Below are 9,568 nucleotides of genomic sequence, written 5' to 3'. Positions count from 1 at the left end.
AAGTGAATCTGCAGCATCGTCGCAATCGGAAACGGCGGCCTTCCAGTCTTACCCTTCGGATAGTGCGGTTCGATCAACGCAATCAACCTCGACCACGGCACAACGCGCCTCATCTCATCGAGAAATTCCCGCTTGCGCGTGCGTTTCGTTGAAAGATCCAGGCCAAGACCGAACTGTGTCATCGAGGAACTCCTTTAATCCGCGTTCTTCCTGGATAGGCCAACCAGACTTCAATGCCAGGACTTTTGCAGACCTTCCCTAAATTAGGAGAGCCTTCGCCTTCGTTTTCGCTTTCGCTTTCGTTTTCGCTTTCGCTTTCGTTTTCGCTTTCGTTTTCGTTTTCACTGTTGTATGGACCGGAGACGTAGCAACAGGTGTGCGGGGAACATGGGTAATACTTCGGGCGAGTCAATCGCCTGGAGCCGGTCATGCCCTGGGACCCGAAAGACACTTGAATCTGCGTCTGGAATTCGTCCATCTGGCCTCGCAGGAAGGCGCCAACCGTCGTGAACTGTGTCGACGCTTTGGCATCAGTGCGAAGACCGGTTCCAAGTGTCTGGAGCACCCAGCTTGGGGTGGGCGCAAGATCACCGGCGCCTGCACGACCAGGGCCACACGGATGTGCCTGCGCCCAGCATGGTCACGTACATCCTGCATTGCCACGGTTCAGGGACGTGAACAGCGTAGCGTCCAGCAGACGTTCGACGCATGGCGCACAGTCTCCAATCATGAGCGCCAGCCTCAAGCGCTGGACATGGCGATCCCTGTTATGCGCTACCGGCACAGTGCGGGGCGTATCCGGAGATCCTGCCGCCAATCGGATATGGTGAGAACGACCTCATGAAGCGCGTGAAGTGGAATGGTGAGCTACGTTTCAAGAAAGCGGCGATTCAAGGTGTCCAACGCTTGCAGAAACTGTCCGTGGCCATCCGCGAGCGCGTCGATGAAGAGAACTGCTAAGACCTGTTTTTTTGCGCATCACTGTTTCGGCACCATCAATCTGAACCATCACGAATGAGCGGATCATGTGTCACCCATGTCCCCGGTCCATATGCCGCTGCAAAGAAAAGTAGGTGCCGCCCCGCACAGGGGCGACGCTAGCATACCGACACGAAACCAAGAAAAGGCCAAAGCGCGAGGCCCCGCGAAAAACTAGCATCCGCACACACACCGACAATCTATTTCGGACTCCGATCTGATCCGAAACCGCCTCCCGAAAACACCCGAATCAGGCCGTTTTCGAATACTTGAACGTGCCCTGCGCGCTAGCGATTAAAAGGCGATCGTCCACCCATGCTTCCGCGCGAGCAAAGAAGATCGAACGCCCACCGCGCTCCAGAAACCCCTTCGCCCGCACGAACTGCCCCAGGCCCTTGTCGAGATAGTTGGTGGTGAGCGACAGCGTGAAGCCATGACGCGGCGGCTCGCCGGCTGGCGAGAATAGCCCGGCGTAGCCTGCCGCGGCGTCGAGCAGCGTCGCGATCGCGCCGCCCTGCAATACACCCTGGCGATTGAGCTTCGAGGCTTCGATAGGCATCACGAGCTCCGCGTAGCCGTCGCGCCACTGCGCGACGCTCACACCAAGCGTTTCGAGAAACGGGTTGTCCACGGCGAATTGCGACATGCGCTGTCTTCCTTGCAATATCTGGCGATGCGGCTGATTATAGGGTGCCGGCCCGCAGGCCGCAGTGCCGCAGCGCCCCACGAACGACTGTTCAGGAAATTTCCTCGCAACTGTACATGGTCAGCGCCAACGCGCCGCACAACACTTTGTGCGACGCGACGCGACGCGCGCGCCCGGCGAACCCCACTTCCAGGACATTCAGGTACCCAAGATGAACGACAATGCGCTCCCCCCCGATCCGCTGGCCACTTCGCGCACAGCGGCGGCGGCGGCAGCGGCCGAGGCCGAGGCCGCGCCCGTCCCTTGCCCGGTCGTCGACACGCTCGACCGCATCCTTCCCGAGGAGCCGCTCCTCATGATGGGTGCCGGCCCCGTGCCGATTCCCGATGCCGTGGCCAAGGCCAACACCGTCGTCATCAATCACCTTGGCGACACCATGGCGCGCGTGATCCATCAGGTGAAGACGATGGCGCGCTACGTGTTCCAGACGCGCTCTAACTGGGTGCTCGGCGTGGCCGGCCCCGGGTCGGCCGCCATGGAGATGGCCATCTCGAACCTCGCGTGGCCCGGCACGCGTGTGCTCTCCATCGTCAACGGTTTCTTCAGCGCGCGCATGGCCGAAATGGCGCGCCGCGTGGGCGCCGAGGTCACCACGCTCGACGTGGCCGACCGCTCCATCGCCTCGCTCGAGGCCGTCGCCGAAGCCATCGAGCGCACGCGCCCGGCCGTCGTCACGATCGTGCACGGCGAAACGTCGAACACGGTCTGGAACCGCGAACTCAAGGAAATCGTGCAGCTCGCCAAGGCCGCCGGCGCACTCGTGGTGGTGGACGCCGTGTGCACGCTGAGCACGATGCCGCTCGAAATGGACGCCTGGGGCATCGACGTCGTGATCACGGGCGGACAAAAGGGCCTCTCGTCGATTCCCGGTGTTTCGCTGATCGCCTTCTCGGACGCTGCCTGGGAGCGCGTGCGCACACGCACCGCGCCGAACACGCACTGGTGTCTCGATGCGATCCTCGCCGAGAACTTCTGGCACAACGCCGGCTATCACTACACGGCGCCCGTTTCTGGCGTGTTGGCGCTGCACGAGGCGCTGCGCCTCGTCTGCACGGAAACGCTGGAAAAGCGCTACGCGCGCCACCTGCGTTGCTCGCTCGCGCTGCAAAGCGGCGTGAGCGCGTTGGGGCTCTCGCTTTATACGCCGCAAACCTGCCGCCTGAACTCGGTGGTCGGCATCGCGCTGCCCGAGGGCACGACGGCGCGCGAGGTGTGCAATCACATCTCGCAGCAGTATCAGGTCGAGATTGCCGGATCGTTCGGTCTCCCTATCGTCCGTATCGGGCAGATGGGCGAACAATGCCGCGAGCACAATCTGTTTCGCACCGTGCACGCGCTCGGCCGCACGATGTGCGATCTCGGCGTCAAGGTCGATCTGCCGGCCGGCGTCGCCGCGCTCGAAGAATCGCTCTCCTCCAGCCCGCGCGAAACACGTCGTTAAGCGATGCCAGGCGGCGCCCGGCCGCGCGTCGCGACCGGGCCTGCCAATCTCAAACGCGCCGCGCCCGCACGCAGATGAATGCCGGAGCCTGCGCGAGCTCCGCGTGCAGCGCCGGCGATACCGCCTTCATCTCCGGCTGCGGCACGGGCTCGAGCACGCGGTCGATGGCCCAGCCGGTTTCCGTGAGCGCGTTGAAGATATCGGCGAGCGGCCGCCTGAACGCTTCCACCCACGGCTTCGGCTCGCCGAAGCCGCCCCAATGCAAGCCAAAACGCGTCGTCTCGAAGTAGGTGCGCGAGCCGCGCGTGCGCGTGTCGATCCAGTCGCGCATAGGGTGCGCCATCGAGAACACCAGCAGCGCACCAGGCCGCGCCACGCGGTGAAACTCCCGAAAGGTCGGCGCGAGCTGCTCGACGTAGTCGAGCGCGAGCGAGCACACGATGCGGTCGAACGCCGCGCTCGCGAGCCAGTCGAGCGGACGCCCGAGGTCGCCCAACGCGATATCGACGGCGAGGCCCGCGCAACGCGCCTTCGCCAGTTCGACCATCGCAGGCGTCACGTCGAACGCCTGCACGCGCGCGCCCTCGCCCGCCAGCTCCGCGCTGACGATGCCGGGGCCGCAGCCCGCGTCGAGCAAGTCGAGCCCCGCAACCTCGCCGAGGAGCGAGCGCGTGGCAGGCCGTTCATAGAGCGCGTTGTGCGGTTTGACCGGTGCCTGCTCGGCGTAACGCCGGGCAAACTGCGTGTAGCTGGCACGGCCCGGCAGTTCGTCGGCCGGGGTTGAGGGGTTCTTTTCGTCGTCGGACATGAAGGTGGTTGGGGCACAGACTCTGCGGGAACGCTATTGTCCACCGTTTTGTGCGCCTCTTGTGTACCGCTGATGCGCCTCTTATACGCCTCGCTCCAGCCCATCCACGGCGCCGACGATATCATCCGGCGCCCCGAATGTCCGGCCGCACTCGCAACGCCGTTCGCCTTCGCGCCCCCCGCGCACGCGAACGTGCCCGCCTGGTCGAGGCCGCCGAAACTGCCGCCCTTTCGCCACTCCGGTTATCATCGCGCACTTGCGCACTTGCGCACTTGCGCACTCGCGTGCGCCGCTTGACGCCGGCACCGGCACCGGCAATCCAGAACTCCCCAGGCTACCCTAGACACACGATGTCCCCCATTCCGTTCGACGCCGTCCTCTTCGACTGTGACGGCGTGCTGGTCGATTCCGAACGCATCACGCACGTGGTGCTCACGCAGATGCTGGGCGAGCTCGGCTGGACGCTCTCCGTCGAGGAGGCCATGGGTATCTTCGTCGGCAAGGCCGTGAAGGACGAAGCGGCGCGCATCGAAGCCCATACGGGCTTCGCGATCACCGACACGTGGCTCGAAGGCTTTCGCGCGCGCCGCAATGAAGCGCTCGAGCGCGATCTCGTCGAAATTCCGGGCGCGCCCGCCGCCGTGCGCGCCGTGCACGCGGCGCTCGGCGGGCGCATCGCCGTGGCCTCCGGCGCCGACCGGCGCAAGGTCGAGCTGCAGTTGCGCAAGGTGGGCCTCCTGGAGTGCTTCGACCGACGTATCTTCAGCGGCCACGAAATGCCGCGCAGCAAGCCGCATCCCGACGTCTATCTCGCGGCGGCGGCCGGTCTCGGCGTCGAGCCCGAGCGCTGCGCCGTGATCGAAGACACCGTGACGGGCGCGCGCGCGGGCCTCGCCGCGGGCGCGACCGTGTTCGGCTACAGCCCGCCCGAGCCGGGCCACAGCAGCGCTCGCGCGCTGCGCGAAGCGGGCGTCGTGCACGTATTCACCGACATGGTGCAGCTTCCCGACCTGCTTGCGGGCTGGTCGAGCGCGTAAGCGCGCATAGCACCGGAACCGGCGAATGCAGGCGCGCGCCGGCGCCGGTGTTGGCCGCACGCGTCACCGCGCACCACGCACGAAGCAGGCCACCCGCGACTCGCATACCATGCGTATCGTGGCGCCGCGTACCGAAAAAGATAGTTTGCTATCGAATCGCTTTGGGCTATCATCCGCCGATGTCGAATCTTCATACTTTACGCCTCGCCGTTAGCAGCACGCTCGTCGTGGCGGCACGCAAATGGCGTCGCACGACCCATGGCGCGCTCAGCGCATACAACGTCTCCGAAGCGTGCGCCGCGCCGCTGCTCACGGCCGGCCGCCTCGGCGAAGCCGTGCGCCAGGTGACGCTCGCGGAGCACGTGGGCATAGAGGGCCCTTCGCTCGTGCGCCTGCTCGACCAGCTCTGCTCAGCCGGCCTCGTACGCCGCGAGGAGGACCCCGACGACCGCCGCGCGAAAACGATTTCGCTGACCGACGAAGGCCGCGCCGTGACCGCCCGCATGGAGGACGAACTGCGCGAGTTGCGTGCCCGCGTGCTCAAGGGCGTGACCCGCGCCGACCTCGAAGCGACGCTGCGCGTGCTCAACGCGTTCAACGCGGCAGACCTGGCGGATCAAGCCGACCGTGCCGATCGGGCCATCTACGACTGAAAGCAGAAAAGCGGACTCATGACCTATCCCTCCATCCGCGACTGGCTCTTTTCAGTCAAGACCTTTGCCGCATCGATGCTCGCGCTGTATATCGCGCTCGTGTTCCAGCTGCCGCGCCCCTATTGGGCGATGGCGAGCGTCTACATCGTCTCGAACCCGTTCGTGGGCGCCACGCGCTCAAAGGCGCTCTATCGCGCGCTCGGCACCGCGCTCGGCGCGGCAGCCGCGATTGCCCTCGTGCCGCCGTTCGTCGAAACGCCGATGCTGTTTAGCGTGATCGTCGCCATGTGGACCGGCACGCTGCTCTATCTGGCTATCTCCGACCGCACCGCACGCAGTTATGTGTTCATGCTCGCGGGCTATACGATGCCGCTCATCGCGCTGCCCACCGTGACCGATCCCACTACGGTGTTCGACGTGGCCATCGCTCGTACGGAGGAAATCACGCTCGGTATCATCTGCGCGAGCGTGGTGGGCAGCACCATCCTGCCGAGCCGCCTCGCGCCCACGCTGATCGAGCGCGCCGACGCGTGGTTCCGCGACGCCGCCTGGTACGGCCGCGAAACGCTCTCGGGCCATATCGCGGGCAAGGCGCTCTCGGCGTGCCGGCAGCGCCTCGCGGCCACCGTGAACCAGCTCGAATTCCTCCTGAGCCAGCTGAGCTACGACCATACGCACCCCGAAATTCTCGCGCGCGCCGAGGCGCTGCGCGGGCGCATGCAGCTCTTCCTGCCAATGATGTCCGCGTTCGCCGATCCGCTCATCGCGCTGCGCCGCGACCTGCAAGTGTGGCCCGAGGGCCTCGACGGCCTGCTCGGCGACGCGGCCCGCTGGTTCGACGAGCCGCTGCCCACGCGCGCAGCCGACATGCGCGACGACGCGGGCGACCCCACCGCGGAGAGCCTGCGTGCCCGCGTAGCGGCGCTGCAGCCCGCACGCGAAGGGCTCGTGAGCTGGCAGGGCGCGCTGCTTTCCAATGCGCTGTGGCGGCTTGGCCAGCTGATCGACGTGTGGCAGGACTGCCGCGCGCTGCGCGCGCTCATCGCGCACGAGGCGGGCGCGTGGCGGCCGCGTTATCGCCACTGGCGGCTTGGCGGCACCGAACGCTTCTACGATCGCGGCATGATGCTGTTCTCGTGCCTCGTGCCCGTGAGCGCGATTCTCGTGGCCTGCTGGCTGTGGGTGAGCTCCGGCTGGCACGACGGGGCGGGCGCGGTGACGCTCGCGGCCGTGGCCTGCTGCTTCTTCGCGGCGCTCGACGATCCCGCGCCGATGGTATTTCGCTTCTTCCTCGCCACGGCGGCGAGCGTGGTGTTCGCGGGTCTCTACCTGTTCGTCGCGCTACCCAAGGTGCACGACTTCGCCATGCTCGTGCTGCTGTTCTCGGGCCCGTTCATCCTGATTGGCACGCTGATTCCGCGCCCGGCCTTCAACATTGCGACGATGCTCGTGGCCGTGAACACGGCCACCTTCATCAGCGTGCAGAGCGCCTACGAGGCCGATTTCCTGGTATTCCTGAATAGCAATATCGCCGGCGTGGCGGGCCTGCTGTTCGCCTATCTGTGGACGCGCATCACGCGCCCGTTCGGCGCCGAGCTTGCGGCGCGGCGCCTCCTGCGCTCGAGCTGGAGCGACGTCGCGCTCTCCGCTTCGCCTACGCCGATCGCGGACCAGCGCAACCTCACCTCGCGCATGGTCGACCGGCTCATGCAGCTCATTCCGCGTCTCGCGGCCTCCGACGATCATCGCCATCCGTCGATCGAAAGCTTCCGCGATCTGCGCATCGCGCTCAACGCGCTGGACCTGCGCCGCTCGCGCCACAAGCTCGATGGCGACGTGCCCGACGCGATCGACCGCGTGCTCGCCGGCGTGAGCGACCATTACGCGCGTTGCGCGCGGGCGAGCGAGCGCCAGCACGCGCCGCAGTCGCTGCTCACGGACATCGACGACGCGGTGCAACGCGTCGCGGCCCGCGGCCTCGCGCAAACGCCGCCCGCCACCGCTGCCGACGCGGAAGCGGCGCCCGCGCCGCGCGCGCTCGTCTCGCAACGCAGGCTGCGCGACACGCTGCACGCGCTCGTGGGCATGCGGCTCGCGCTGTATCCGGCGTCTTCGGCGCAAGCGCCTTCGAGCGGAGAGGCCACGGCATGAGCCCGCTTCCTTCACCCCTCTTTTCGAAACCCGCACCATGATCGGCGAAATCGATATCTTCGGCGTGTTCGTGCCCGCCGTGCTCGTGCTGATGCTGATCGCGTACCTCATCAATGTCGTGATCGGCAGGGTGCTCACGCGCGTCGGCTTTTACCGGCTCGTGTGGCATCGTTCCATTTTCGATCTCGGCATCTATGTCTTCGTACTGGCCGCCGTCATCATCGTGTCGCATCGCTTCGTGAATTAACGTGAACGTGAAAAAAACCTGGTTCTCCGCAGGTCAGATCCTGCTGACGCTCATCGTCGTCGTCGTCGCCGCGCTCGTGCTGTGGCGCATCGTCAATTACTACCTGTTCTCGCCCTGGACGCGCGACGGTCGCGTGCGCGCCGACGTGATCCAGGTCGCGCCCGACGTGGGCGGCCTCATCACGTCCGTGCAGGTGGCGGACAACCAGCAGGTCAAGCAAGGCGAGGTGCTGTTCGTGATCGACCAGGCACGCTATACGCTCGCGCTGCGCCTGGCTCAGGCCACGCTCGAACAGCGCCAGGCGACGCTCGCGCAAGCGAAGCGCGAATACGCGCGCAACATCGGGCTCGGCAATCTCGTGGCGGCCGAAACGCTCGAAGAAAGCCGCACGCGCGTCGATCAGGGCGAAGCGGCTGCCGCCGATGCCCAGGTCCAGGTCGATACCGCGAAGCTGAACCTCCAGCGCACGACGATCGTGAGCCCCGTGGACGGCTATCTGAACGACCGCGCGCCGCGCGTGGGCGAGTATGTCTCGTCGGGCCGCGCCGTGCTCTCCGTGGTGGACGTGCATTCGTTCCGCGTGGACGGTTACTTCGAGGAGACGCGCCTGCACGGCATCCATATCGGTCAGCCGGTCGATATCTCGGTGATGGGCGAATCGCGCCCGCTGCGCGGCCACGTGCAAAGCATCGTCGCCGCCATCGAGGACCGCGACCGCCAGCCTAGCCCCAACCTGCTGCCCAACGTGAATCCGGCGTTCAGCTGGGTGCGTCTCGCGCAGCGCATTCCGGTGCGCGTGGCGCTCGACGAAGTGCCCGAAGACTTCCGCATGATCGCGGGCCGCACGGCGACCGTGTCCGTTCGTACCGAGGCGAGGAGCGACAGGCGGGCAAACCGTGCGGATGGCGGCGCGAGCGGCGCCGTCGCCACGCAGCCCGAAATGGCTACCAGCGCGCCCGCTGCTTCCTTAGGCGCTTCGCAGGCCAATTCGCAGGCCGCCGGAGCTTCGCAATGACACGCCGCAGTCTCTGGCGCAGCTTCGCTCTCACGCCGCTCACGCTCGCGCTCGGCGCGTGCATCACGCTCGGACCCAACTACAAGCTGCCGCAGGAAGCCGCGGTGAACGCGCCCTTCGCGCAAGGGCCGATTGAAGGTGCGGACCACGCTCCGGTCTCGCAACTGGGCGTGCCCGCCGCCTGGTGGCGGCTCTACGACGACCCCACGCTCGATCAGCTCGTGCAGGAAGCGCTGGAAGCGAACACGAACCTGCGCGTGGCCGCCGCGAATCTCGCGCGCTCGCGCGCCGAAGTCGCCGTGGCCAATGCGCAGGGCGGCTTCTCGGGTAACGCGAGCGCCACGGTCGAGCGCGCGCAGGTGTCCGGCGAGCAGTACCTCCTGTTCGAAAAGGTGCCCGTGGCGAACCTGGGCGACCTTGGCGTCAACGTTTCGTATGAATTCGATCTCTTCGGCAAGCTGCGGCGCGGCGTGGAAGCCGCGCGCGCCGACGACGAGGCCGTCGAAGCCGCCGCCGACCTCGCGCGCATCAC

At 66.3% G+C, this 9,568-nt stretch carries 9 protein-coding genes and 2 pseudogenes; 8 read left to right on the top strand and 3 right to left on the bottom strand.

Annotation, left to right across the window (positions count from 1 at the left end; translation table 11 throughout):
• Positions 1–182 (bottom strand): annotated as a pseudogene (locus tag VMJ11_RS18630) (IS5/IS1182 family transposase); the annotation flags it as partial.
• Positions 183–428: 246 nt separating this feature from the next.
• Here VMJ11_RS18630 and VMJ11_RS34515 point away from each other — a divergent pair.
• Positions 429–666, top strand: a pseudogene (locus VMJ11_RS34515) (IS481 family transposase); the annotation flags it as partial.
• Positions 667–1,228: 562 nt separating this feature from the next.
• Here VMJ11_RS34515 and VMJ11_RS18620 read toward each other — a convergent pair.
• Positions 1,229–1,624, bottom strand: coding sequence for a PaaI family thioesterase (locus tag VMJ11_RS18620; protein ID WP_325620868.1), 396 nt, complete (start codon positions 1,622–1,624; stop codon positions 1,229–1,231).
• Positions 1,625–1,835: 211 nt separating this feature from the next.
• On the opposite strand from VMJ11_RS18620, the gene VMJ11_RS18615 reads away from it, so the two are divergent.
• On the top strand, positions 1,836–3,125 hold the full coding sequence (locus VMJ11_RS18615) for an alanine--glyoxylate aminotransferase family protein (RefSeq protein WP_325620867.1): 1,290 nt from the start codon (positions 1,836–1,838) through the stop codon (positions 3,123–3,125).
• A 49-nt stretch (positions 3,126–3,174) separates the two neighbouring features.
• Here the strand turns inward: VMJ11_RS18615 and VMJ11_RS18610 are convergent, their stop codons facing one another.
• Positions 3,175–3,933, bottom strand: a complete 759-nt coding sequence (locus VMJ11_RS18610; RefSeq protein ID WP_325620866.1) for a class I SAM-dependent methyltransferase — start codon at positions 3,931–3,933, stop codon at positions 3,175–3,177.
• A gap of 350 nt (positions 3,934–4,283) precedes the next feature.
• Here VMJ11_RS18610 and VMJ11_RS18605 point away from each other — a divergent pair, with 350 nt between their 5' ends.
• From VMJ11_RS18605 to VMJ11_RS18580, 6 genes are all read left to right on the top strand, one after another.
• Positions 4,284–4,970: an HAD family phosphatase gene (locus tag VMJ11_RS18605; RefSeq protein ID WP_325620865.1), complete on the top strand. Its 687-nt coding sequence runs from the start codon at positions 4,284–4,286 to the stop codon at positions 4,968–4,970.
• A 179-nt stretch (positions 4,971–5,149) separates the two neighbouring features.
• Positions 5,150–5,623 (top strand): MarR family winged helix-turn-helix transcriptional regulator, encoded by a 474-nt coding sequence (locus tag VMJ11_RS18600; protein WP_325620864.1) that lies wholly within the window; start codon positions 5,150–5,152, stop codon positions 5,621–5,623.
• Between the two features lie 18 nt (positions 5,624–5,641).
• On the top strand, positions 5,642–7,774 hold the full coding sequence (locus VMJ11_RS18595; RefSeq protein WP_325620863.1) for an FUSC family protein: 2,133 nt from the start codon (positions 5,642–5,644) through the stop codon (positions 7,772–7,774).
• Between the two features lie 37 nt (positions 7,775–7,811).
• Positions 7,812–8,021 carry a DUF1656 domain-containing protein gene (locus tag VMJ11_RS18590; protein WP_065065400.1) on the top strand — a complete coding sequence of 70 codons (210 nt, stop codon included), beginning with the start codon at positions 7,812–7,814 and terminating at the stop codon, positions 8,019–8,021.
• A gap of 7 nt (positions 8,022–8,028) precedes the next feature.
• Entirely contained in the window at positions 8,029–9,036 is a 1,008-nt protein-coding gene (locus tag VMJ11_RS18585; RefSeq protein ID WP_325620869.1) for an HlyD family secretion protein, read from the top strand.
• A partial coding sequence (locus tag VMJ11_RS18580; protein ID WP_325620862.1) for a TolC family protein occupies positions 9,033–9,568 on the top strand: 536 nt, incomplete at its 3' end. The genes VMJ11_RS18585 and VMJ11_RS18580, both read left to right, overlap by 4 nt.

This window comes from Paraburkholderia sp. (genome assembly GCF_035501035.1).
Classification (GTDB): Bacteria; Pseudomonadota; Gammaproteobacteria; order Burkholderiales; family Burkholderiaceae; genus Paraburkholderia.
Note: the sequence above shows the minus strand (reverse complement) of the source record. Positions and strands in the feature narration are given on the sequence as shown.

Bases quoted from the DNA above. Each gene is read 5' to 3' on its own strand.
- VMJ11_RS18595 (WP_325620863.1), top strand. From the start codon at position 5,642: ATGACCTATCCCTCCATCCGCGACTGGCTCTTTTCAGTCAAGACCTTT.
- VMJ11_RS18590 (WP_065065400.1), top strand. From the start codon at position 7,812: ATGATCGGCGAAATCGATATCTTCGGCGTGTTCGTGCCCGCCGTGCTC.
- VMJ11_RS18620 (WP_325620868.1), bottom strand. From the start codon at position 1,624: ATGTCGCAATTCGCCGTGGACAACCCGTTTCTCGAAACGCTTGGTGTG.
- VMJ11_RS18605 (WP_325620865.1), top strand. From the start codon at position 4,284: ATGTCCCCCATTCCGTTCGACGCCGTCCTCTTCGACTGTGACGGCGTG.
- VMJ11_RS18600 (WP_325620864.1), top strand. From the start codon at position 5,150: ATGTCGAATCTTCATACTTTACGCCTCGCCGTTAGCAGCACGCTCGTC.
- VMJ11_RS18615 (WP_325620867.1), top strand. From the start codon at position 1,836: ATGAACGACAATGCGCTCCCCCCCGATCCGCTGGCCACTTCGCGCACA.
- VMJ11_RS18610 (WP_325620866.1), bottom strand. From the start codon at position 3,933: ATGTCCGACGACGAAAAGAACCCCTCAACCCCGGCCGACGAACTGCCG.